Raw genomic sequence first — 22887 nt, 5'->3', positions numbered from 1 at the left:
TGGTCATGCTGCAGTTCGTGTCGGTGCCGGTACGAAGTCAGCGCCGGGAACGAAAGGCATCGCGGCCGGGCCCATCCGGAAGAAGTGGGCGACGGCGGCAATGCTCCGTTCGGTGGCTTTGCCATCTCCGTACGGGTTTATGGCGGTGGCCATCTCCATGTAGGCATTGGCATCATCGAGCAGACGCTCTACTTCGTTCACGATCTGGCTGCGGTTGCGGCTAACGAGGCGGGAGCTGCCGGTCAGGATGGATTCGCTGCGTTCAGTGATTTCGCGCAGCACCAGGGTCGGTTTGCCAAGGGCCGGGCCTTCTTCCTCAGCTCCGGAGCTGTCCGAAAGGATCAGATCGCTGCGCTGGAGCAACCTGCAAAAGCTCAGGTATGGCAGGGGATCGACCATGTCCACGTTGGGAAGCCCGGACAGGACAGGGACCATGACTTCGCGGACTTTCGGGTTCAGGTGCAGCGGTACAACGATCCGCACGTCCTCGCGGCGCCTAGCAATATCTGCCAACGCTGCAGCGATCTCCCGCATAGGACGGCCGTGGCTTTCACGCCGGTGGGTGGTGGACAGAATTACCTTGCGGGGATCATCGTCCAGATCCGCCAGGGCCGGTTCCCCATAGCCGCGAAGGTTGTTCATCCCCCACTGCAGGGCATCAACGATGGTGTTTCCGGTGACGACGATCGAGTGTTCCCGGACGCCCTCACGGATGAGGTTGGCACTGTTTCCCGGCGTTGGCGCCAAGTGCAGGGCAGCGATCTGCGCGACCAGCTTTCGGTTCACTTCTTCCGGGAACGGGGAGTAGTTGTTCCCGCTGCGGAGGCCGGCTTCGACGTGTATAATCGGCACCGACCGGTGCAGCGCAGCCAGGGCGCCGGCAAGGGTCGTGGCGGTGTCACCGTGGACCATGACCGCGTCCAGGCCTTCCATGTGGTCTCCGGAGCACAGACCCTCCAGAATCCGGTGCGTCACTTGGGACAGGGTTTGCTGCTCCTTCATGATGCGCAGCTCGACATCGGGAGTGATGCCGAACTCCTCCAGGGTGCTGTCCAGCATCTCGCGGTGCTGTCCGGTGGAAATCAGGACCGGTCGGAAGCGTGGGTCCTGGGCCAGGGCGTGGATGATGGGGGCGAACTTCACGGCTTCGGGCCGTGTACCGAAGACGATTCCAATGGTTTTCATGTGCTGTTCTCCTGAAAATGGGCGTGGAGGACCTGCCGGTTGTCGCCGGCGGGCCGCGAAACGGGGTGACTAGCTGGGGTGGTATTCCAGGGCGAGCCAGACACAGTCAGTGTCGGCACGGTACTGGTGCCACGGGTAGATGAAAGTGCCCTCTCGTTCCAGACAGAACGGAACCGGGTTGGTGTTGCCCGGGCTCAATTGCTGGTCCTCATACAGGGACGCATACTCCTGTGAGGTGAACTTCTGCATGCGCCCGAGCCCGGAAATCTGGGTATGCACTTCAATGAAGTCGTGCCGGTTGTGTATCCCGCAGTCGGTTCCGGCAGGGCTGAACCACAAGTTAGCTTTTACGGAGAAGGTCTTCTCGCCAGAATTCAGCCCCGGTTGGTGGAGCACGACGGCCGGGTCCAGCCGGACTGTGCCAATGGTGTCCTGCCCGGAGCGCAACAGAACAGGCAGGCCGGGTTCACCGCCGTAGAAATCGGCCCAACCGAGGTCCCGTGCGATCTGTTCTCCGTTCGGGACTTTCTCAACGGAAATCACCATGAGCAAAGCCCCCGTCATGGTACCGCCATGGAGAATGGTGGAGCTAAAGCCAGGCAATGCCGACGACTGTCCATGACCGACAAAGGCGTCGCTACCGGTCAGGTTCACTACGACGGTAGGCCCCGCAACCTCGTACTCCTGCACATCCCGCAGGACGGTGGCGTGAGCCAACACGCTGCTGAAGGACAGTTCTTCCAATAGGACAGTTCCCATAATTACCCCCGATGTCATCAGTCAGTCTCTGTGCACTTACGGATCGGCACAAAGAAATGGGGCGGTTCGGACCATTCTCGCGGCCACCTCACCGTCCCACTGAAGCAAGTATCAGCAGTGTCACGCAGAGTTATCCACCCCCTGTCAGTGATAGGCAGAGCAGGGACAGGCGCGGATGGGCCATGGCGTGGAGGATGAAGTCATGACTTCAGATATTTCTGCACGGCCCGGGGCAGAGTACCTCCGCGAAAAGCGGCTCGACGTGCCTTGGGCGGACACCTTCGTGCAGGGGGCCGACGGTGTGGACATCCGGATGCGCGTGTATGAACCCGCGGCCCGCCCATCGGTAACGTTGGTGTGGGCGCACGGTGGCAGCTGGACCCGCGGTTCGATAGAAGGCTGGCACGAAGCCTGCGCCGCTTTGGCCGCCCTCGGTACAGCCCGGATCCTCAGCGTTGGCTACCGGCTCGCTCCCCGATGGTTGCACCCAACCGCCGTCATGGACATCGCTGCAGCAACCCTCTGGGCGCAGCAGACGTACCGTCATCCCGTCTTGGTCGGGGGTGACAGCGCCGGTGGAACCCTTGCCGCTGGTGTCGCCCTCTGGTTCCGGGACAACGGCCTGCCCTTGGACGGGCAAGTCCTCGCCTACCCTCCGCTGGATCCCGAGTGCACCGCAGACTCCTACCGTGAATCCAGGTCCTTCCCGCCCCGGTCGCTGCTGCTTGATGCGTGGGGTGAGTACGCCGGATCCGGCGCTGACCTCCGGGAACGGTTGTACCTTTCACCGCTGCACGCCCCAAAACTCACGGGCCTCTGTCCGGTCTCCCTTATCGTCGGCACGACCGACCCGGTGCGGGACGACGTCGAGCAATTCGCGCAGCGGCTGATAGCTTCTTCGGTCCCCGTTGACCTGGCAGTAAGCCCGGCTGTCGCCCACGGACATTTCCTGGATAGCTCGCTGGCTAACCCGGTCCACCATTGGATTCAGACCCGGCTGAGCCTGCCAACCAACCGACCCCCCACAACCGATGGAGCATGAAATGAGCACAACAACCAGCCCCGACGCCGCATACACCAAGGCGCTGCTGAGGCACTTTGCCGACCTGCGCGACGGAACGCACGGAGAAGCCGTGAGCCGGCAGGACAAGGAAGAACTGTTTCGTTCCGCAGTGGACTTGCTGGACCCCTACGCGAGGCAGGCACTCAATGAAGTCAACGACGTGCTCATGCTGGGGCAAGGGACCGTGGAATCCTCAGGTGTCGGCAGGTCGCCGGACACGGGCCTGATCTGCTCCTGGACCCTCAATTGGGCCGAACAGCGCGCGGCCGGCATCCCACCGATAACCATCCATGCCTACTACGGACGTGGTTTTCACCATCCGCATCTGCGGGGCGGGACCGTCAAAGAATGGCCACTGAACGTGTTCACGACCGAACAGGCTGCACAAGAGCTGCCGATCCTGCGCGCCATCGCCTCGGCCGAAATCCACAACCTCGTCTTCCTGGCCGACTACACAATCGTCCCATCGTCCAAGCCCGGCACCACCACGTCGACGCGATGAAACTTTCCGTCCTCGACCAGTCACCCATCGCCCACGGCCAAAGCAGAGCCGAGGCTCTACGTGAAAGCATCGCATTGGCTTGTGCGGCCGAAACCTACGGCTACCACCGGTTCTGGCTGGCCGAACACCACGACTCCCCCAGCTTCGCCGGCACGACCCCGTCCGTGATGGCCATGGCCGTCCTGGAAGCCACCACCGGCATCACTGTCGGCTCGGGTGGTGTCCTACTGGGCCTGCATGAGCCCTGGCAGGTCGCAGAGACCTTCGAAATCCTGGCCGCCCTCCACCCGGGCCGGGTAAACCTCGGCGTCGGCCGCGCCGGCAGCGGCGGAACCGGCACCTTCAACGAAAAAATTATCGAACTGCACGCCCGCTTGGGTCTCGTCCCAGGGGCAGCGCGCCGTGAAGACCTGGACATCTGGCTTCTGGGCGCCGGCAGCGGATCAGCCCCCATGGCTGCCGCCACCGGAGCAGGATACGCGCACGCGCACTTCCTGAACGCAGGCAGCGGGAAGACAGCTCTCACCCACTACCGCCAAAACTTCCAGCCCAGCGCACAACGGCGGGTTCCGGAAGCTCTTGCCGCTGTGCGCGTCATAGCTGCCGAAACCGGCCCTGAAGCCCAACGGCTGGCCGGCCCTGTTCGGCTCTGGAGGGCACGAAAAGATCTGGGCGTGGACGAACCCTTCGTCTTCAATACCGACCCTGCGCGTTGGTCTGTCGAAGAAAGCCGGCGCAGTGAAGCCAATGAAAGCCGGTTGATTGTCGGTGCCGCTGAGGACGTTGCCCACCAACTCGCAAACCTTGCCGCGGACCTGAACGTCAACGAACTGATGATCAGCACCCCGTTGCCGCGTGTTCGGGACCGGATCGACTCCTACCGGCTGATAGCCGAAGCCAGTGAGCTACTGGCGTCGACAGACCGCAGCGACGCTGGAACAAAGGAAGGGGCAGTGAGTGCATCCTCTCGTTTCAGCCATTCATGACATTGCCAATTACGATCCGGGCAAGGCTGCCATCCGTTGGAGGTGCAACGATTTCCCGTACGCTGCCCTCGACAGGCTGATTCACACCCGCGCCTTGGCAATGCAATTGAAAGGAATCCGGGCAGGTGAGCTGGTCGCCTTCGATGCAGTCCCTGGCCCCGAAACCATGGTCGACGCGGCGGCGCTATGGGCCCTGGGGGCCGCGGCGCTCCCTTTCCGGTCAACACCCGAGGAACCGTTACCTGCGCACGCCATCCTCAAAGGGGTCACCGGTTTCATGCATCCCGAGGGCGACTACATCAAGGCTGCCACTATGTCCGGAGCGCCCTCAGGGCACACGTCGCCGGCGGCGTCCCTGTGGTTGCATCAAAGGGCCGGCCGGCCTGCCACTCCCATGAATGAGCAGCAGTTCATTGCCATCCTTGAGACTGCGGAAAAGCGGTTCACCCTCTCCACGCGGACCTCCCTGGCACTCACCAGCGTCGTGCACCCAGAGTCGCTGCTCGATTCGTGGGCGGTCCTGGCGGCCGGAGGGACCGTGGATCTGCTCAACGATTACGACAACCTGCACGATCATTGCCTGCTTCAACACCTTCGGGAAACCGAAGCGGACCTCCTGATCGTCCCATCGACCTTGCCTCAGCGACTCGGTGACTCCTCCGGCGCCTTGTTCGCGCAGTTCAGGGACATCATCGTCACTGAACTCCTCGATGAACTTTCCCGCACTGTCCTCGCAGACGCCTTCCCGTGCGCCATTTTCCACCAATGGGACACCACCACCGGTGTCGAGGCCATGAACGACAACTGTCCGGCAGACTTTGTCGCCGGGAGTGACCACTTCTATCACCACGATCCTAAGGACCCTCATGCGTAAAGCAGTCATACCCGCCGCCGGACTCGGAACACGATTCCTACCGGCTACCAAGGCGATGCCGAAGGAAATGCTCCCAGTGGTCGACAAGCCCGCCATCCAGTACGTCGTCGAAGAGGCCGTACGTGCGGGCCTGACCGACGTCGTCATGATCACCGGCCGGAACAAACGGGCCTTGGAAGACCACTTCGATCGTGAACCGTTCCTTGAGCAAACCCTTGCAGCCAAGGGCGACCACGCGAAGCTTGCCGCAGTCCAGGAGTCTTCCTCGCTGGCGGACCTTCACTACCTGCGCCAGGGCGACCCGAAAGGCCTGGGACATGCCGTCCTCCGGGCCCGGGCACACGTAGGCGACGAACCCTTCGCGGTTCTGCTGGGCGATGACCTCATAGATGAGCATGACGGCGTCCTAGAAGAAATGGCCCGGATCCAGGATCTGACCGGCGGCTCCGTCGTCGCGCTCATGGAGGTCGAACCTGAACAGATCAGCTCTTACGGCTGTGCCGATATCGCCGCCAGCGAGGTCGGCGGTCCACTGAGGATCCGTGGCCTCGTCGAAAAGCCCGAACCCTCCCGCGCACCGTCGAACCTTGCCGTCATCGGTCGCTATGTCCTCCACCCCCGGGTTTTCGATGTCCTTGAGCAAACCCCGCCAGGGCGGGGCGGGGAAATCCAACTGACGGACGCCCTGCAGACCCTCGCAGTCTCCGAAGGTGAAGGCTCCGGCGTGTACGGCGTCATCTTCCGTGGCCGCCGCTACGACACCGGCGACAAACTGAGCTATCTCAAAGCAGTGATGACAGTTGCACTGGAACGTGACGACACCGGGCCTGGTTTGCGGGAATGGCTGAAGGGAGTCCTGACTCCCACCAACTGAGAAGGTTCTCCGACAGGTAAACGGTGACTGGGAACCCCGCCCTGATGCGAAGAATCCCTTTTGTATCCATGCAAATTTCAACCAACCACGAGGAATTTCATGACAGAACCAACTGCCTCCGTCCAGCCGATTCTGTCGGCGCAACCACAGTATCGACCCTTTACCATTGCCAGAGCCGGCGAATTGGCGGCCTACAAAGATCTGCCGCCTGCTACCCACGCCCGAATCACGCCGGTCTTCATCATCGCCGCCCGCGGCTGGGACTACGACCAGGAAGTCTTCGTCAAGACCCCAACAGCCCATCTGGCCGATCTACCCAAGAAGCTGCACGGCGCCCGCGGCAACCGCCAGGCATACGTCGACCTTTCCCTTCTAGACGACGAAGGTTTGGTCCACGGCCAACACCCGCTGCACTGGCTGGTCACCGAAGCCCAGAAGCTGGGGCTGCTCTTGATCCCCTTGGTTACTTCACAGAGCTCCCCAGCGTTCCTTACCGCCGCCAAGAGCCTCCAATCCGCCAACGGCCGCGGGATCGGAATACGCTTAACAACCAACGACTGGCCCAGCATCAACCCTGCAGAAGCAGCACGGTTGATGACCGCCATTGGTGTCTCCCATGCCGATGTTGACTTGTTTCTGGACTTCGAGGCCAAATTCGACCCGCTGATCATTGCGGGGGTTCAGAACGAGATGCGCTCAGCGACATCCACAGGCTGGCGTCACGTCACCGCGGGCGGCCACTCCTGGCCCATGGTCCAACCAACGGGGCAGGGTACATTCGTCCTCCCCCGCACCGAACTAGCCCAATACGTCAACAGCTACAGAGGCCTAAAAGGGAACGGCACCCGCATGCCGGACTTCTTTGACCACTTGGTGGCCAATCCGGAAGCGACCTTGGGCGTCGACCCGAAACTGCTGACCATCAGCGCCACCTTCCGATACGCGGCCGAACCTCATTGGGTCTTCGTCCGGGGCGGGCTCTATAAAGCCTCTGGAGGTAAAGGCGAAGGCGGCGCAGCGGTCGCACCGGCGCTACAAGCCCTAACCCAGCATCAGCTGTATGGGACCCCCATCCGAACAAAGACGGAAACCTGGATCGATGCCGCAGCCGCCGGAGGACCGTCGGGCAACCCCATGACCTGGCGGCGCTGGGCGACCTACCGGCACATTGAAGTTACGCTGCACACCCTCGCCAATTCGCTCTGACCTTCAACTGCTCACGGACCAGCACCCGCATCTCGTCAGCGCTAGTGCGTTCAACAAGCCGCGCCATGAGCACATGGCGCGGCTTGGAGCGCACACCCTTGCCGATGCCACGTTCCTCCAATGCAGCCAGCAGTTCCTCGCGCCACAGTAGCGTGGCAAGGAAGGAAGGATCAACCTTCGGGTTGGGCCGCGCCGAACGCTCCTCGGCCAGAACCAACCCCTCATCGGTACTGGTGGCGGTCACCACCCCCCACCATTCAGGCAGCAGCGGCAGGGCATGGCTGACGTGCTTGTCAGCAACCACCAACGTCATATGGTCAAGCATTTTTGAGTACACCTCAACCTGCTTGGGGAGCCTCCGCAGTGTGTCATGGGCGCTCTTGATTTCGTACCCCGAGAACGAACCGTTCAAGACTGCGACGTCTACGCGGACTTCGCCTGCCAGACTCAGTTCGTCGATGAGTTTAGTTTCCGAGCGCTCATGCCCGTGTTGCTCTTCCAATACGGCGTGCAACGCCAAACGAACATCTCGATCCCACATACACCAACATTAACAGGATCTTGTGATGTCTCGGGAGCTCGGTGACAGTTCTGCCTCACGACTTCGGTGGCACTTGATGTCTCAGGGCATCGGTGACAGCTGTCCTGAAGCCTTGCGGAAGCGGGTGAGGGACCTGCTGATCCCGACGCATCCGGTGCCTTCTGGTGGCCACTCGTATTCTGCGATGACCTCGCCCTCGGTGTTGGCGAACATGACACCTTCCTGGTCCCAGGCAGCAACGACGATTCGTCCGGAATCTGCGGCCCGGACTGTCGAAGTAAAAAGGCCTTGCATGCCGATAACTCCGTTGCCGTTAGGCTCCGAGGTAGTCAGCGCTGGGAACTCGCTAGTGACTCACCAGATCGTCAATAGCTGTAGTTCTGCGTTGTCGGTGTTGCTTTGGAACTGCACCGTAGTCCGAGAGCTGATCACCCCAGAGGCTCTGGACTCGCCGTTTGAAGCACCAGTCACGAACGATCCGGAAGTTGAGGGACGCCAACGTTACCGCCAACAGGAAATGCTTTGCGGGGTCGCGAGAAGACCTTAGTGTAGCCGCGCCGCCAACTGAGCTTATTCGTCCGCACGTCGGCGTTGAACGATTCAACAGCGTTGCGGGCGCCGTACAGCTTGCACCAAGCCGTCGTACCAAAGAGATACGCGAAGTCGATGTCCCCGTCTTGGGCGAACACTACTCGCAACAAGCTCTAAACTTTTCTGTCCTTGCGCACCGGGACTGAATGGACTTACTCGAAAGATACTCGAAAGTCTGAGATTCGTATTATCGGATTGCTGCCCATGAAGCTCGCGGATCGCGCTGGCTGTTCCCGGACCACAAAACCAGACGCTGCTCCTGTAGAGCGCGCAACTGACGAAGCGTGGTTGGTCTTGACTGCTGCATCGCATCTGCGATCTCACCAGTGCCAAGCGCTTGCTCTGCTTGCTCTAGGAATTGGAGCGTCTCAAGGGACCGCTTGGGCAAGCGTGCAACTACTTCGCTTGGGATTCGTGCGACAGCTCGTAGTATGAGCTCCACCGATTCGCTACGCTGGCGGTATTGGGGCTCTGCAAGCCCCGCATCCGCCATCTCTGCGAAGATGCGCCGGATCCCCTCACCGAGTTCACGGGTGATCCCAAGGTCGGAGCAGACACGCGCAATTAGCGGGTTGCGCGAGTACCTCGAAATATTGAGTGGATTGTTCAAGTCGACGAGCCCTGGGAACCTGCCGGGCGACGAAATTTCCACCCGGTCGGCAAAAATTTCAAACCGCACGTGATCTCCAATCTGGCTGTATGACCGGTGAACCACGGCATTTACCAGACCCTCCAGCCACACATCCCGAGGCAGTATAGAAACGTCACCAAACCTGCCTGAGGGGAGTAGCGCCGTGCGTTTCGGCATCCACTCTTCGACCAGGTGCTGGGCTTGTTCTATGACCTTAGGAATCCCTCCGCCGAGGCGGATGTCTTTCCCGGCCTCAATAGCTAGCGAGCTTCCCGTCCCTCGCTCTTTCCCAACGTATTTGATGACTCGAACATACGCTTGACTGAACGATTTTTGCGGATCTTGTCCGAACAGGAGGACGGCAGCATTCGTCGGTGTCCGATCCCTAGTCAAGAGATTCCTAGCGTTCAAGACGCTTTCGTCCGTATCTGCCCCTAGTGCGTCCCGCAGTTCTGCGAGCCCACCGTGATCAAGATCCTCGATGGTCACGTCACGGGCTGGCTCGGCTTCAAACCTTGCCATCCCCCGGTCATAGTTCAACTCTCGTTCCTGATCGAAGCTCAACTTGATGCTCGAGTCACCAACTCGCAAGTAGGTGTCACCAGAACGACTACAATGAACCCTCTCACCGGGTTCGACGGTGAAAACTAAGAGATGCTGAGTGCTTAATATGGAATCGAGAACGGCGATTTCTGAGACTTTGTGCCTGATCGGAAGGTCAACGAGCTCAACAGGCACCCTGCGGAGTGCGTTGACCTTGGCTTCGTATTGAGAGCTTTGTTCGACCGCGCCGTCGCTGAGGCCAACAACCAAGACGCCGCCCTCTGCGTTGGCGAACGCGATCAGGCCTTTGGCGACATCCTTCGGATCCACCCGATAACTCTTTCGCTCAAACCACTGGTCTTCCTTCATCAGCAGAAGCTTGCGTGCCCGCTCCCCTAGTAGCGCTTTCAATGCATGGTCAACTAGTTCTCTAGGCATGTTGACAATCTACTCTAAACATTTTCTAGTACATAGTTTGGGCGGCATCAGGATATTTACATGGACCCTTGGGCTTACTCCAAAGCCACTCTAAAGTCTCCTGGGGACAACATCATCCGTCCATCCGAAAGCTCTTGTCGCCGACACGTGCCTTGCGGTGGCTAGTCGGTGGCCCCTTTCCTATTGGGGTTGGCGGTTCAATAGGACAGCACCGCCTGTCCCGTTGTCGGCTCGGTCGCTACGTCTTTTTTGGGCACGACGCCTGTCCCCGGTGGTGAGGGCGAGGCTTGGCTAATGCCTCTCAAGGCCTCTCAAGGGCTCTAGGAAAGACTGGCTTTATCAAGAGTTGGATCAATGGGATCTATCTTGAGCGGGCGGACGAGTCTGATGCGGTCGTTGAGCCGGCTAAGAGTTAGCTGAATCTCTCAAGCGTGAGTGGATCTCACGTCGTGCTGCCGATCCGGGCGAGATCGCAGGTATCTGACAGCACGGCGGAAGGCGTCGCCTGACCAAGCCATCTGCAGAAATTGGCACAACACTCGGCTCAACCAAGGTGAGACGAATGTCCTGCTTTTCCTTAGTTAACCTGTTCAGCATGGATTCGCCAATGACATCCAGCCAAGGATGCGACCGATCAGGCCTTTTCTGGCCCTTCGCAGATGAGCGTGGTTAGGGTGGCGCTGCTCGGTGTCGAGGGCATCCACATCAACTCAGTCAGCACATCATCGGCCGCTCTGATTCTGCGGGTCGAAACCGGTGAGAGCCGCACCGGCTGTCCGGACTGCGGTGACATCGCGGTAGGCCATGGCCGCCGCCCGGTCCGCCTCCATGACATCCCGTGTTTCGGCCGTCCGGTCCGGCTGCTGTGGGCAAAACGTGTCTGGCGCTGCGCGGACCCTGACTGTCCAAGGGCCACGTTCACAGAGGACCATGAACCGGCCGGGCCGCGGGCCAAACTGACCGCCCGCGCCGTGGTCTTGGCGACCGACGCATTGGCCCGGTTCGACACCTCCGTCTCGGCCCTCGCGCACCAGCTCGGGGTGTCCTGGCACACCGTCTGGGACGCTGTCAGGGCTGAAGCCACGCGGCGACTCGGAGGGGCCGGCCGGTTGCAGGGCGTGGACGCCCTAGGCGTCGACATCGAAGGTGAGCTGGCGCAGCTCGGCCCTACGGGCTACCGGCCATTGCGGGTGCGCGACACGCTGTTCTGACGTGCGAGGGCTGGGGGTTGCTCCTAAGAACCCCGCGTAAATTCCGAATGTCTGCAAGTGTCTCGACATAACGATTGGATGATTTCTCGACGAAAGTACGCGTGGCTCTGGACGTGATCGAGCGAAGGTCCAGCTTCATCGAACGACGACCAGAGCCGACGATCGTCACTTGATGTAGGAGGCCGCCTCGGCTCCGACCAGCGCCGGCATCCTCTTGCGTGCAGCACCTTCCCCGACGGCGCTCACCATTGTCAGCGCAACCGCTGCGACGATTCCTGCGACAGCTGCGTCCTGCGGCGTTCCGATTTGCATTATGACCGCGGACAGGCTGGCGGCAATGCCGTAGCCAACACCCTGGACCGCGTACATCATCGAGTAGCCTCCTGCATGGAGATGCGCGGGCAGGCGCTCCCTGAGGGCAAGGTTTCTGGTAATGAGGACGCCTGACTGGAAGAGGCCTCCGATAGCAAGGAACGCTGCCAGGACGATGATGTCACCGACGAGCGCAACAACCGTGAGGGCTGCCGCGGTGACTGCCAAGAACACATGGCTTTGGGTGCTCGCCCGACCGCTCCACTTGAGCGAGCCGTAGCCGACTGCGCCGAGGGCACTGGATGCAGCGAAAGCCACCAGGAGAGGCCCAGCCCAGCACACTGCAATGCCCCGGAACTCAAGCAGGGCGGGGATGACGAGCTCTACGGACGCAAGCATAATCATCGCGGAAGCGCTCATGAGATAGATCGGCCAGCCCGAGAGTAGACCCCGGGAGCGCTGCGCCTCGTTGCTTTCCACGGCAGGACGGTGTTCCTGCTGCCGGTTGTTGCCGAAGGACCGGGTCACGAAAATGAGCACGCATCCTCCGGCGGCCAACGCAGCAGCACACCATATTGGCGCAGCTGCACTCACGTTCAGGGCCAGGAAGACGACCAACGCGGGTGCGGCGGCCCATGTGATCTGGGTCAGCGTGGTTTCGATGCTGAGAGCCTTAGGCACCAGCTCCTCGCGCACCAATCCCGTGAGGTGAGCACGGAGAGCGCCAGGTGCTGCGGCGGGGGCAGCCCCGGCGAGGAATGCGAGGCCTATCGCAGCTGGCAGTATTCCTGAGCCCAGGAGGGCAAGCATTCCGAAAGCCACTGCCCCCACGATGAATCCTGCTGCCACACCGGCGCGGGAAGTGCCTCGCTGTGCCCGCCCAAGCAGGAGGGCGCCGACGACTTCCCCGGCGACGTAGACAGCCGCAAGGACGGCGCCCCGGGAGTAGCCTTCAGGCGCCTCCCGGGCGAGGAATACCATGGCGACGGGAGCCATTGCGACTGGGAGTTTGCTGATGAGCGACATCGCTGCCCAAAGGATCACGTCCCTTTGCAGCAGCTCCAAGTACCGGGTTCGGCTGGCTTCCTTGGCCTTGAGGGTCATCGATCAGGCACCTGCGGGCTGGCCGGCGCTTTGGAGGATCCCTGCAAGTCGCTTCTCGATCTGCTCGGCTTCGTCCATATCTTTCGCGATGATGCAGTATTCACCCGACTCTCCATGTCCGCTGTCATCAGCTACGGTCACCACGATTCCGCTTCCGCCGCGTTGGTAGGAAAGTTCCTCGGAGTCGAGCAGGCGGAGGAAGTCCTCGAATGGCGGGAAGTCGCACCGACGGAGTTCCATGAGTACGGTCGTGTCGAAGTAATCCTCGCCCACCACCTTCTGGCCGAGTGTATGGATGTGGGTCGATCCGCCTACGCGGCAGTTAAACTCGTTGATAAGGATCGAATTGTCAGGCGTCACGATGGCGTCGACGCTCACAATGCCACGGTAGCCCATGGCCCGCAAGGTCCCACAGATGTTCCGTCCGCCTTCCAGGAAGTCCTCAAAGCCGGGCAGGTCGCGGGAAGGCGCAGGCACGATCAGCCCGTTGATCACGGGCATCATGCGCATTTCACCGTGGCCGGTCAGGTCCACGCCACGGTCGTGGACGACATATTCGGCATAGATCGGAGCTGATTCTGGGGTGTAGTGCTCGATGACGACCTTGTGGCGGCCTTCCTCGGTGAACCAGGACCACTTGTTGTTCAAGAGGTCTTTGAGGCTTTCCCAGGAGTTGACGACGTGCATCTGCTTGGCGCCAAGCGGGAACACCTTCGGATCGGGTGAGATCACTTCATTGCCGAAGCCGGCCACGTGGTAGTCCTGCTTCAGGATCACCGATTCGCCCTGGGAGATTTTTGACCAGATGTACTTGAGCGCCGGCGCTTGGTCAGTTTCGACCCGCCCCTCGGGCACGGCGGCGGTTGTGCCCTGTGCGATAGCCCGGAAAGTCGACTTGCTGTTGACCAGTTCTGAGCCGCGCTGGTCAAAGAATGCGAAGCCCGGGACGCTGTCGATCAGGTCGAGTTCCTGTACGAGAGCGGTGATGGTGCTGTCGAAGTGGAATGGCGTAACAGAGTCGATCTCGGTCAGGTCGACCGCGGCCCGAAGCTGCCGAAGGAAGGTGCTGTCCAGCAGTCGGTCACGTGAGAGCATCCCTCGACCGGAACCTCCGGCCTGCGGCACTAGCACCTGGATGGAGCGCTCATCGATGCCCAGGTAGGAGGTGACGTATTTGAGGAAGCCGGCTGGCGGTTCGACGGGCAGCACGAGAATGTCTCCGGCTTGGAGGCACCAGGCGATGCGCATTGCTTGGTTCCCGATGTAATCGCGGTATTTCGGGTCAAGGAGGTCGAGGTCGCCAACCATTTCTTCGGTTCGCTGGTTGCTGATGATCAGATTGCCCATTGTGGCTATCCCTTCAGTGGTTCAGGTTCTGGTTGGTCAAGGAGGTAGTTCAGAGAGTTCTGCAGTATGGCCAGCCCATCGAGGGAGAGAATCGACTCCGGATGGAATTGGGTGGAGGTGAAGTTGTCCCCTTGAAGCCCGTGAATTTCTCCGGTCTCCGGGTTTGCTGACACGTGCACCTGCGTTCCAAGAGGGTGGATCGGTGGATTGGTAGGGTGGGCAATTCCGGAGAAGGCGTTGTAAAAGCCCACCGTCCGCCGTGCCCCGAAGTGTCCTATCTCCGCCTGAAGTCCCTGGTTGGGTGTTTCCTTTTGCTCCACCTTCAGGGTGAGAAGCCGGCAGAGGATTTGGTGGGACAAGCACACCGCCATGAAGGGGACGTCCCCCACTAGCAATCCACGGATGATCTCGGTCATCCGACGGACTTTCGGATCTTCATCGTTGTTCGGATTCCCTGGTCCTGGTCCGCAAACGACGAGGTCGTAGAGTCCGGGGTTGAAGTCCTCGCTGTACCGGATCACAGCCGTACTCGCCCCGAGCGCCTGGATCTGCTGTTTCAGCATCTGGGTGAAAGCGTCCTCGGCATCAATGACGAGTACCTTCGGCCCATCCGGGGAGTTTGCAGGCTGACGTAGAACCGGGTCGGTCCAGAACGTCGACAGCTGGGCATTTTTTGCTTCCAGCAGCTGCCTGGCTTTTCCGAACTCCTGCGGGGACAGTGGCGGGACTGCCTTCCCGAGACGTGCCGAAACAGCCTTCCCTGATAGAGCGTGCAGTATCGAACTGGCCTTCGCGGCGGTTTCCGCCACCTCAGACATGGGGTCTGAGTGACGAACTAGTGTGGCGCCAACGGTCAGTCTCAACGCTCCCACGCCGTTGATGTGGGCCGCTCTAATAAGGATGCAGGAGTCGACAGATTCCTTACCCTCCGCGTCGGTCTCCACCAAGCCCAGAACCCCGCTGTAATAGCCACGTCCCACTGGCTCGTACTTTTGAACAACCCTCGTGGCGTTTTCGAGGGGGCTACCAATGATGGTTGGGGCGAACATGGTGGCCCGGAGGAGGTCTTTGAATTTCCAGTCTGACCGGCCACGGAGTGTGTACTCGGTGTGGGCCAAGCGGGCCATCCACTTGATGTCAGGTCCGTAGGCGGTTGCACCGTCGGGGCAGAATTGCGACATCATCTTGAGCTCCTCATCGACGACCATGCGGAGCTCGTCGGTCTCCTTCGCGTCGTTGAGGAAAGCGAAGATGCCAGCGCCGGTGATCCCTTCGTCCGGGTAGCTGTATGTTCCACTGATGGGGTTCATCTCCACCTCGCCTCCGACCGACGTAATGTGCTTCTCCGGTGAGGCCCCGACCAGGTAGTGCCCTTTCCAGTGCACGAGGAATGTCCAGTACGCACCTGTCTCCTGTTGCAGGAGGCTACGGAAAAGTGCGACGGCCGTTGCTGTGTCGAAGCCCGGAAGCTCCGCTTGGAAGGAGCGCGCAATGACGAAGTTGGCGCCCTGCCCGGTGCTGATTTCGTCGCGAATGACGGCCTGAACGATGTTCGCGTATGTGGCGTCGTCCAGATCAAAGTCGCCGTCCACGGAACCTTTAAAAGTTGGCCCTTCCGAGGCTTCGGAGATTGTCAGCCGTGTCCGGCATAACACGTCCAGGGCGATGAGCTCTGCGCCGTCGGGATGATGAGCCAGCCCCCGCTCGGCGAGTTGCTGGTACGGAACGATGATGAGCTGAGAGCCCGCTGGTTCAGGTGAAGCGATGCCACTGAGCGTGTTGTGCACTGTTGCGGCGCCCTGCAAAACATCGACCGCTTGCCCACTTCCAACCGCCCTGGAGATGAGGGCGAACGCGGGCTGATCGCCGTCTTGCAGGATTCTCTCGATCATTCCTTCGGCTCCGGCGCCAGCCTGATGGTGTTGGTTCACAGCATGCCCCCAAGAAGGTATTCGATGGTCCTGCCTTGCTTGATCTAGCCTTTCGCTCAACCCACGGCCCAACAACTACTCACCCGAGCAGTCGCACCAGCCTGCTCGATCCAGACCTACTCAAATGAGTCGCCCCTCGCGCTGGAGATCGGCAATAGGTTGGGATTCGGAATCACACCACAGGAGAGGGGCGACATGCAGCAGGGACTAACACCCGGGTACGACTTGGATGCACCGGCTTTCGCCATCCGGGCCAACGGTGTCCTCAAAACAGTGTCCAGCGTGCCGCTTGCCAATCAGGCTGACCTCGGGGCCATGTACGTGCCAGGGGTTGCCCAGGTCGCTGAGGCAATTCGTGATGGCGTCGACGGAGCCGCCCGACACAGCTGGTCATCGAACGTAGTCTTCGTAGTCAGTGACGGAACCGCAACGCTGGGCCTCGGAGACACCGGGCCGGAGGCGGCTTTGCCAGTCATGGAGAGCAAGGCAGCAATCCTCGCGCATTTCGGCGGATTCAACGCGGTTCCCCTCGTACTTGCCTCCCGAAGCAACGACGAGATACTCGCCACGCTCAAGGTGCTGCGCCCATCCTTCGCGGCCATCAACATTGAAGACGTTGCAGCCCCGCGATGCTTCGAACTGGAAAAGATGCTGATCGATGAACTCGGCTGTCCCGTGATGCACGACGATCAGCATGGGACAGCGATCGCAGTTCTCGCCGGGCTCACCGGGGCTCTGGAAGTTACAGGGCGCCAGCTAGCCAGCAGCCGGGTGGTCATCTCAGGTGCCGGAGCCGCAGGTATCGCCACCGCAAAGATGCTCCTGGCAGCCGGTGCCAAGGATGTTGTTATTACTGATTCCCAAGGAATCCTGGTCCTCGGCCGTGACTTTTTGACGGAAGTCAAGTCCGAGATGGCCGCCCTGACGAATCAGGATCTACTCCATGGCGGCCAGGCCGAAGCGCTGAAGGGTGCCGACGTCTACATTGGTCTTTCGCCGGCCCCGCTGACGAGGGAGGAGGTAATTTCCATGAGCGATGACCCGATCCTCTTTGCACTCTCCAACCCCCGGCCGCAGATCGAGCCGAAGCTTGGGACGCTGCTTGCCGGAGTCTTTGCAACCAGCCGAAGCGACTACCCAAATCAGATCATCAACGTCCTGGCCTCGCCTGGACTTTTCAAAGGCACCTTGCGCTCACAGGCTGCAACTATCACGGACTCCATGAAGCTCGCAGCGGCGTCGGCGCTGGCGCGTTTGGCGTCGCCGGGCCTTGGCCGGACCGCCATATTGCCTGACCTGCTGCATCCGGGACTCACCGATTCCATCGCCCAGGCCGTTGAAGACGCAGTGGCCGAGCGTGTTCTCGTGGCCTCCTAGCACCCGCTACCTTTTCAGACCACAGGAGTATCAGATGACTTCACCCCTACTGACCCAGCCCGTGCTCGACCGGCCCTTGAATGAGGCCCAAGTGCAGGAAATCCGATCCCCTCCCGCGATGCAGCAGCCGGCATGGCCTGACGCAGAGGCTACTGCCTCCGCCACTGCGCAGCTCGCCGACGGCCCGGGCATAGTCCCATTCCACGAAGTTCAGGAATTGAAGGGGACGCTTGCCCGCGTAGCCTCCGGTGAGGCGCTGGTCTTGCAGATCGGCGACTGCGCCGAGAGCTTTGATGACTCCTCGCTTGAACGTGTAGCGGCGAAGACATCACTGATACGCATGCTTGCCGAACTGATAACCGCCAATACTGGCAAGGATGTCGTTACGGTTGGGCGCATCGCGGGACAATATGCCAAGCCCAGATCGTCGGCGACTGAGAAAACGAATGGCGTCGAACTTCCCGTCTACCGCGGACCGCTGGTCAACTCACCGGAGCCCATCGACGAGGCACGGGCAGCGGACCCCCGGCGGCTTATTCGTGGGTTCGGAACAGCTGCAGAGACCTACCGGAATACCCGGTTGCTTTCTACCGGCGACGACCGCAGCCCGGTGTGGACGAGCCATGAAGCATTGGTGCTGGATTACGAGGTGCCTCTCGTCCGGATAGCAGAGGACGGCAGCGCCTATCTGTCATCGACGCACTGGCCGTGGATAGGCGAGAGAACCAGGCAGCTGGACCACGCCCACGTCTTCCTCGCGTCAGCAATCAGCAACCCTGTGGCATGCAAAGTCGGGCCCTCTATGACGGAGGGAGATCTCCTCGCACTGTGCGATCGCCTGGATCCTCACCGCATACCCGGGCGGCTGACGCTCATCTCCAGATTGGGCGCCGATGCCATCTCTGACCGGCTGACGAGGATGGCCAGAGTCGTACACGACGCCGGTTTCCCAGTCGCCTGGTTATGCGATCCCATGCACGCGAATACCTATAAGAGCGCCAGCGGCATCAAGACCAGGGACGTCGGCACCATCATCCGCGAGGTGAATGCTTTCCAGGATGCCTGCGCGGCTGCGGGCGTAGCCCCCGGCGGACTCCATCTGGAGACGACGCCGGATCATGTCAGCGAATGCGTAAATGATCCCAGTGCTGAACACGACCTGGAACGCGCGTATACGTCGCTTTGCGATCCACGTTTGAACCCTTCGCAAGCCTTCACAGTCGTAAATGAATGGAGATGAGTCATGGCAATCGCTGACATCGAAGACTACGAGCTCCCTGTACCGGAGCAGCTGCCGCAATCGAAGCTGAAATGGCAGGTGGATCCCCGGCGTGCAGCTCTGCTGATCCACGACATGCAGGAGTACTTCGTCGCACCCTTTTCACGGCAGAGTTTGCCGATGCGGGAGGTGTTGCGCAACATCGTCGAGTTAAAGGCAGCCTGTGCCAAGGAAGGCATCCCGGTGTACTACACAGCTCAGCCGGGCGGCATGAGCAGGGAACAGAGGGGCCTGTTGCTGGACCTTTGGGGCCCTGGCATGACTGTCAGCCCGGCGCACCGACAAATCCTGGCAGAGCTTTCGCCGACCGCCAGTGACACCGTCCTGACCAAGTGGAGGTACAGCGCCTTCCATAAGTCGCAGCTGAAGTCGCTGCTTGACGGCGGAGGCCGAGACCAGCTGATCATCACCGGCGTTTACGCCCACGTTGGCTGCCTGATGACCGCCGTAGATGCCTTCAGTCAGGACATCCAGCCATTCATCGTGTCGGACGGTGTGGCTGACTTTTCCCGTGAAGAACACGATCTGTGCCTCAGTTATGCCGCAAGCAACTGCGCGGTTGTTACCCCGGCCAGCAGCGTACTTCGGCCGCTTCAGATGTCGGTGGCCGGCTGATCGCTTGTGGACCGGTTGAACGCCGCTGCCCCGAGCTGGGCTCGTGAGCGGATCTCCAGCTTCCGGTAAATCTTTCGAAGGTGGAAGTTCACCGTGTGGTGGGAGATCTGAATTTCGGACGCAACTTCCTTATTCGTCAGTCCGTCCGCTACACGCTCTGAGATCCGCAGTTCCATGGGCGTCAGCAACTCACGCGGGTCCAGGTCCTCGCTCGTATCCAAAACCTGTATCTGGGGGGCAGGCACCGGGAGAACCGTCCCGGCTGTGTGGCTGCTGGTTGCGAGGAAGTCCTGGAGGTCCGTCGACGCGTGGGACTGCGCCTCGGGGTCCGTGTAGGTCGCGATGCAGCCGACGACGCCTGCGAGGTCTTTGCTGAGCAGGCTCGCCGCGTGCTTGGCCGAAGTCTGCAGGTTGACATATCCCGGGTTCTTTTCCGACACGCCGGTCAGGGTCTTTGAGACCTGGAGGGCGATCCCTTCCAGACCGGTGGAGATAGCGGCCCTTACCAACCACGGTCCGCTTGTGGGTTCCTTGATCAGCACGGCAGGACGCTCAATTGCTATACGGTAGCCAGCACGCAGCAGTTCGGTGTGGTCTTCAGAGGAAGCCGTTTCGTACTGGTGCCGGAACTGAACCCACCGGTAGAGAGCTGAAGGAAACGGCGACGAGACCACTTGGAGTTCGTCCTGCACCGTCTCAAGGTAGCGGCGCGATTCGTCGTGGTCGCCTCGCCGGAGTGCAGCCTGGGCCAGCACAGTGAGCGCAAAAGGCAGCAACATTTTTGTGCCTCTTTTCCTGGAAACCTCCACGCCCCGTCGTGCTGCTTCTTCCGCGGCCCGGACGCTGCCAGCACGCAACAGGATCCGCGAATGAATGATGTCGGGCGCCGCTGCGTGAGCAACGATGTCAAAAAGCTTCACCTCTTGGCGCACTTTGTCTACGATCATTTCTGCTTCGCTGATCGCGCCCGCCTCACCCAGTTTCCTCGCGAACGTTAGCTGAGGATATGGACGCTGGTGAGTGGGCAACTCCGATGTCGCAGCTTCGGCAGCGTAGCGTCCCCAGCACAAGGCACTGGACAGGTTGCCTTGGTCCCATGCCGCATTGGAAAGGGCCGTCCACGAAGCCACGCTCTGAGCTGGGGTGATTTCATCGGGCTTGTCGAGGAGCTTTTTCGCAGCTGCTGCGCCGGATTTGCGGTCGGCGATCGTCAGACCGAAGACGGCCGCTGCAGTAATTCCACCGGGCAGAGACACGACGGCAGGCGCCCCTTCGAGGTCGAGACCCTCCAAGGCCTGCTGTGCGCATCCGTTCATCACCTGAAGGTCAAACAGGAAGCTGCGGAGGCCGTAATCGCCCTCGCCAGTTGCCGCGCCCGCGAGAGAAGTGCCAAGCAGGGTGGCTTCGCGGTTGAAGCCCTGCCCAACGAGCAGTTTCAGCGCCTCGACTTCTTGAACCCTTGTGCGATCGATCGCATCTTCCATTTACATTCCCCCAGATGAACACACCATTGCCTACAGCGTCGAAGACGCCGTTCATTCATCATGGGGGAAGAGTCTCCAGCGGGCCAACCCGACCCGACCGTAAGAATCGTCCGCTGGAGTGGGACGCGGGCTCCTTGCATTCGTTCAGCGATGGAGAGCCCCTTAAAAACATTGTTCTCCCTGCACTTATGGGCCATCCGGCGTCCTGCGAGGTCAGGTGTGACCTGATCCACGCGAATGTTTTCTCCTAAGCCCTGCCGCTCGATTTCGAAGAGCAGAAGTTCCAAATCGTAGGGTGACACGCCCTGGCCAAGGCGAAGAAGCGCTTGCCCGGAGCGCAGTTCCGGGTCGGCCTGCAGGTGCTTGACCATCTGGGACCCGGCTGCTGCCGCGCCCCACCGCGGTTCCCGGCGGCTAAGGAGGACTTTCTCTGGTGGCTGGGTGTAGATGAAAAGTAGACAAACCCCTCAGCACCAGGCAGATTCGAACAGTCTGGGGGAGGAACAGAAAGCGCGTCTGACCTGCTCAAATAGGACTATCCCGCATGAGACAGATCGGGTCAGGACGCGTCGACTCTAACTGTAAATCAGCTGGCAACGTCGAGTCTTCAAACCCCATAACCGACTCCTTACACACATGATCTTTGTCTTCCCCTCTACGTCAGGCTGGTTCCTTCGGAGGATGCGAGCGGCGCCACCTGGGACGTCTCAATCTCCTCACCAGAGGTGTGCTAAATCTGGCGCTTAGCCTGTGCCAACCGATCGGACAGCAGTTTGAGTCTCCTTCTGCCGTCTGGGATGTGGTCAATTCGTAATACCCCCGCCACGTAGAAAGGCCCCGGATCCCTTTGTTTGCAAGGGATCCGGGGCCTTTTGCTTTACTCAAATCAGGCTGGTGGGCACATTTTGGGCACATTCAAAAGTGAGACGGCGTGATCCAGAGCGTCCGAAACCGAGTCCAGGTCCCCGTCAAACAGGTCTGCGTAGGTGTCCAGCGTCATGGCAGCCGAGCTGTGACCGAGCATTTTTTGGACCACCTTGACGTTCGCGCCGGCCGAAACGGCAAAGCTCGCGGCCGAGTGCCGCAAGTCGTGTGGCGTGATTCGGGGAATGCCCGTCCGCTTCCCTGCCTGTCTATGGCTACCCTGGCCATAGGTCCTCCTTCAATTCCCGAACCGCCTGACGCTAGGTACTCCGCCGCCCTTCATTCCCGTTCACGCCTAAAGGTAAACGTCGGAGAAGATCTTGGTCATGCGGAAGTACTCCGCGTTGTTCCCTGAGAAAAGGTCAGTGACAAGGGAAGTGCCGTAGCCGATTCTTCAATCGAACCCATGGGTATTAGTCTCGCAATGACCAAGACCCGTTGACAGAATCAGGCCCGCGCTACTGAGTTAGGTGGGCGAGCATCTCGGGCGTTGTCACTACTACTCGCGGGGACGATTTCATCTGGATGACCAGGCCCTCAAGTTCCTGCCCACCATCCAACAATTCAGCAACCCATTTGGCGCGCTGCTTGTTTACATAGCCGATCTTTCGTTCTGGACGACCAGCCATGATGGCGACTGCGTTGGGGTCGTGCTCGTTGTCGGATTCACGATTCACAGCCACGCGCTGGCCGTTCCGGAACTTCAACGGCTTTTCAGGATCCTCGTAGTAGCCCATGCCGACGACGCGAAAGGCAAAGATGTTGAAGTGGCGCAAGGCCAAGGTTTTGTAGTCCACCAGCTTCCCGTCGGGAAGGGTGAAGTCGAGGCCGTTGTTTGACGAGGTCAATCTCAACGGAGGCAGCCCGTCAGGTCCGGCGACCAGCAATGTCTTGGCTTCCTCTGCCGGGATATATCCGGCGCGGTAGCCCTTCACTGTCTGCCCGGCAGCCTGCGCGCGCCGCTTCTCAGCTTCATAGAATTTGCTCGTCGCGTCTGACTGGCGGTGCGGCTCGGGCAGGGGTGTTACCACTGGTTCGGGATGCCTTAGGGGCTCCGGAGGCTGTCCCTCGGGGAGGCTCGGGGCCCCATGGCATGGATTGGTGGATTCT

General features: G+C 60.6%; 20 protein-coding genes and 1 pseudogene. 10 read left to right on the top strand and 11 right to left on the bottom strand.

Translation table 11 applies throughout. The features are described 5' to 3' along the window. Positions 1-3: 3 nt before the first annotated feature. Both wecB and J7E83_RS17715 read right to left on the bottom strand, forming a co-directional pair. Positions 4-1185, bottom strand: a complete 1182-nt coding sequence (gene wecB / locus J7E83_RS17720) for a non-hydrolyzing UDP-N-acetylglucosamine 2-epimerase (RefSeq protein ID WP_214964871.1) — start codon at positions 1183-1185, stop codon at positions 4-6. A gap of 69 nt (positions 1186-1254) precedes the next feature. After that, complete coding sequence (locus J7E83_RS17715) at positions 1255-1962, bottom strand: hypothetical protein (RefSeq protein ID WP_214964869.1); 708 nt, start codon at positions 1960-1962, stop codon at positions 1255-1257. A gap of 184 nt (positions 1963-2146) precedes the next feature. Between J7E83_RS17715 and J7E83_RS17710 the strand changes: the two genes are divergently transcribed. The 6 genes from J7E83_RS17710 (at position 2147) to J7E83_RS17685 (ending at position 7449) form a co-directional block, all read left to right on the top strand. Continuing rightward, the gene (locus J7E83_RS17710; RefSeq protein ID WP_214964868.1) at positions 2147-2986 is read left to right on the top strand and encodes an alpha/beta hydrolase; all 840 of its coding nucleotides are present in this window, start codon (positions 2147-2149) and stop codon (positions 2984-2986) included. Position 2987: 1 nt separating this feature from the next. Then, on the top strand, positions 2988-3509 hold the full coding sequence (locus J7E83_RS17705) for a hypothetical protein (RefSeq protein ID WP_214964866.1): 522 nt from the start codon (positions 2988-2990) through the stop codon (positions 3507-3509). Beyond that, complete coding sequence (locus J7E83_RS17700; protein WP_214964865.1) at positions 3506-4495, top strand: LLM class flavin-dependent oxidoreductase; 990 nt, start codon at positions 3506-3508, stop codon at positions 4493-4495. Before J7E83_RS17705 ends, J7E83_RS17700 begins: the two co-directional genes overlap by 4 nt. Beyond that, positions 4467-5369 carry a hypothetical protein gene (locus J7E83_RS17695; protein ID WP_214964863.1) on the top strand — a complete coding sequence of 301 codons (903 nt, stop codon included), beginning with the start codon at positions 4467-4469 and terminating at the stop codon, positions 5367-5369. The genes J7E83_RS17700 and J7E83_RS17695 overlap by 29 nt, the downstream gene beginning before the upstream one ends. Continuing rightward, entirely contained in the window at positions 5362-6243 is an 882-nt protein-coding gene (galU, locus tag J7E83_RS17690) for a UTP--glucose-1-phosphate uridylyltransferase GalU (RefSeq protein WP_214964861.1), read from the top strand. Before J7E83_RS17695 ends, galU begins: the two co-directional genes overlap by 8 nt. A 99-nt stretch (positions 6244-6342) precedes the next feature. Then, positions 6343-7449, top strand: a complete 1107-nt coding sequence (locus J7E83_RS17685; protein ID WP_214964859.1) for a beta family protein — start codon at positions 6343-6345, stop codon at positions 7447-7449. Here J7E83_RS17685 and J7E83_RS17680 read toward each other — a convergent pair. The 3 genes from J7E83_RS17680 to J7E83_RS17670 form a co-directional block, all read right to left on the bottom strand. Beyond that, positions 7418-7990, bottom strand: a complete 573-nt coding sequence (locus J7E83_RS17680; protein ID WP_214964858.1) for a sce7726 family protein — start codon at positions 7988-7990, stop codon at positions 7418-7420. The genes J7E83_RS17685 and J7E83_RS17680 overlap by 32 nt on opposite strands. 81 nt (positions 7991-8071) lie before the next feature. Continuing rightward, positions 8072-8284, bottom strand: coding sequence for a hypothetical protein (locus J7E83_RS17675; RefSeq protein ID WP_214964857.1), 213 nt, complete (start codon positions 8282-8284; stop codon positions 8072-8074). A gap of 484 nt (positions 8285-8768) precedes the next feature. Then, positions 8769-10193: an ATP-binding protein gene (locus J7E83_RS17670; protein ID WP_214964856.1), complete on the bottom strand. Its 1425-nt coding sequence runs from the start codon at positions 10191-10193 to the stop codon at positions 8769-8771. A 659-nt stretch (positions 10194-10852) separates the two neighbouring features. Between J7E83_RS17670 and J7E83_RS17665 the strand changes: the two genes are divergently transcribed. Continuing rightward, on the top strand, positions 10853-11404 hold the full coding sequence (locus tag J7E83_RS17665; RefSeq protein ID WP_214964855.1) for a transposase family protein: 552 nt from the start codon (positions 10853-10855) through the stop codon (positions 11402-11404). A 165-nt stretch (positions 11405-11569) separates the two neighbouring features. On the opposite strand, the gene J7E83_RS17660 is transcribed toward J7E83_RS17665, so the two are convergent. The 3 genes from J7E83_RS17660 to J7E83_RS17650 are packed head-to-tail and all read right to left on the bottom strand — an operon-like array spanning position 11570 to position 16059. Further along, positions 11570-12820: an MFS transporter gene (locus J7E83_RS17660; protein ID WP_214964854.1), complete on the bottom strand. Its 1251-nt coding sequence runs from the start codon at positions 12818-12820 to the stop codon at positions 11570-11572. A 3-nt stretch (positions 12821-12823) separates the two neighbouring features. Then, the gene (locus J7E83_RS17655) at positions 12824-14167 is read right to left on the bottom strand and encodes a peptide ligase PGM1-related protein (protein WP_214964853.1); all 1344 of its coding nucleotides are present in this window, start codon (positions 14165-14167) and stop codon (positions 12824-12826) included. A gap of 5 nt (positions 14168-14172) precedes the next feature. Then, positions 14173-16059: an anthranilate synthase family protein gene (locus J7E83_RS17650; RefSeq protein ID WP_214964852.1), complete on the bottom strand. Its 1887-nt coding sequence runs from the start codon at positions 16057-16059 to the stop codon at positions 14173-14175. Between the two features lie 234 nt (positions 16060-16293). Between J7E83_RS17650 and J7E83_RS17645 the strand changes: the two genes are divergently transcribed. The 3 genes from J7E83_RS17645 to J7E83_RS17635 are packed head-to-tail and all read left to right on the top strand — an operon-like array spanning position 16294 to position 19369. Further along, entirely contained in the window at positions 16294-17475 is a 1182-nt protein-coding gene (locus tag J7E83_RS17645; RefSeq protein ID WP_214964850.1) for an NADP-dependent malic enzyme, read from the top strand. A 34-nt stretch (positions 17476-17509) separates the two neighbouring features. Further along, positions 17510-18715, top strand: a complete 1206-nt coding sequence (locus J7E83_RS17640; protein WP_214964848.1) for a 3-deoxy-7-phosphoheptulonate synthase — start codon at positions 17510-17512, stop codon at positions 18713-18715. Positions 18716-18718: 3 nt separating this feature from the next. Then, the gene (locus J7E83_RS17635; RefSeq protein ID WP_214964846.1) at positions 18719-19369 is read left to right on the top strand and encodes an isochorismatase family protein; all 651 of its coding nucleotides are present in this window, start codon (positions 18719-18721) and stop codon (positions 19367-19369) included. On the opposite strand, the gene J7E83_RS17630 is transcribed toward J7E83_RS17635, so the two are convergent. The 3 genes and pseudogenes from J7E83_RS17630 to J7E83_RS21445 form a co-directional block, all read right to left on the bottom strand. Beyond that, a complete protein-coding gene (locus J7E83_RS17630; protein ID WP_214964844.1) occupies positions 19348-20853 on the bottom strand; it encodes a LuxR family transcriptional regulator in 1506 nt (501 codons plus the stop codon). The genes J7E83_RS17635 and J7E83_RS17630 overlap by 22 nt on opposite strands. Before the next feature lie 886 nt (positions 20854-21739). Beyond that, positions 21740-21982: pseudogene (locus tag J7E83_RS17625) on the bottom strand (tyrosine-type recombinase/integrase); the annotation flags it as partial. Positions 21983-22235: 253 nt separating this feature from the next. Then, positions 22236-22808, bottom strand: a complete 573-nt coding sequence (locus tag J7E83_RS21445; protein WP_214964842.1) for an HIRAN domain-containing protein — start codon at positions 22806-22808, stop codon at positions 22236-22238. Positions 22809-22887: the final 79 nt, after the last annotated feature.

The sequence above is a fragment of the Arthrobacter sp. ISL-48 genome (genome assembly GCF_018613805.1).
In the GTDB taxonomy this organism is placed as follows: domain Bacteria; phylum Actinomycetota; class Actinomycetes; order Actinomycetales; family Micrococcaceae; genus Arthrobacter.
This window is presented reverse-complemented; position numbering and strand designations above follow the sequence as displayed.

Excerpts from the sequence above, each read along its gene's own strand:
- J7E83_RS17650 (WP_214964852.1), bottom strand. The coding sequence starts at position 16,059 with ATGATCGAGAGAATCCTGCAAGACGGCGATCAGCCCGCGTTCGCCCTC.
- J7E83_RS17665 (WP_214964855.1), top strand. The coding sequence starts at position 10,853 with ATGAGCGTGGTTAGGGTGGCGCTGCTCGGTGTCGAGGGCATCCACATC.
- J7E83_RS17685 (WP_214964859.1), top strand. The coding sequence starts at position 6,343 with ATGACAGAACCAACTGCCTCCGTCCAGCCGATTCTGTCGGCGCAACCA.
- J7E83_RS17640 (WP_214964848.1), top strand. The coding sequence starts at position 17,510 with ATGACTTCACCCCTACTGACCCAGCCCGTGCTCGACCGGCCCTTGAAT.
- J7E83_RS17630 (WP_214964844.1), bottom strand. The coding sequence starts at position 20,853 with ATGGAAGATGCGATCGATCGCACAAGGGTTCAAGAAGTCGAGGCGCTG.
- J7E83_RS17645 (WP_214964850.1), top strand. The coding sequence starts at position 16,294 with ATGCAGCAGGGACTAACACCCGGGTACGACTTGGATGCACCGGCTTTC.
- J7E83_RS17680 (WP_214964858.1), bottom strand. The coding sequence starts at position 7,990 with ATGTGGGATCGAGATGTTCGTTTGGCGTTGCACGCCGTATTGGAAGAG.
- J7E83_RS17670 (WP_214964856.1), bottom strand. The coding sequence starts at position 10,193 with ATGCCTAGAGAACTAGTTGACCATGCATTGAAAGCGCTACTAGGGGAG.
- wecB (WP_214964871.1), bottom strand. The coding sequence starts at position 1,185 with ATGAAAACCATTGGAATCGTCTTCGGTACACGGCCCGAAGCCGTGAAG.
- J7E83_RS17710 (WP_214964868.1), top strand. The coding sequence starts at position 2,147 with ATGACTTCAGATATTTCTGCACGGCCCGGGGCAGAGTACCTCCGCGAA.
- galU (WP_214964861.1), top strand. The coding sequence starts at position 5,362 with ATGCGTAAAGCAGTCATACCCGCCGCCGGACTCGGAACACGATTCCTA.
- J7E83_RS17655 (WP_214964853.1), bottom strand. The coding sequence starts at position 14,167 with ATGGGCAATCTGATCATCAGCAACCAGCGAACCGAAGAAATGGTTGGC.
- J7E83_RS17660 (WP_214964854.1), bottom strand. The coding sequence starts at position 12,820 with ATGACCCTCAAGGCCAAGGAAGCCAGCCGAACCCGGTACTTGGAGCTG.
- J7E83_RS17675 (WP_214964857.1), bottom strand. The coding sequence starts at position 8,284 with ATGCAAGGCCTTTTTACTTCGACAGTCCGGGCCGCAGATTCCGGACGA.
- J7E83_RS17635 (WP_214964846.1), top strand. The coding sequence starts at position 18,719 with ATGGCAATCGCTGACATCGAAGACTACGAGCTCCCTGTACCGGAGCAG.
- J7E83_RS17715 (WP_214964869.1), bottom strand. The coding sequence starts at position 1,962 with ATGACATCGGGGGTAATTATGGGAACTGTCCTATTGGAAGAACTGTCC.
- J7E83_RS17705 (WP_214964866.1), top strand. The coding sequence starts at position 2,988 with ATGAGCACAACAACCAGCCCCGACGCCGCATACACCAAGGCGCTGCTG.
- J7E83_RS17700 (WP_214964865.1), top strand. The coding sequence starts at position 3,506 with ATGAAACTTTCCGTCCTCGACCAGTCACCCATCGCCCACGGCCAAAGC.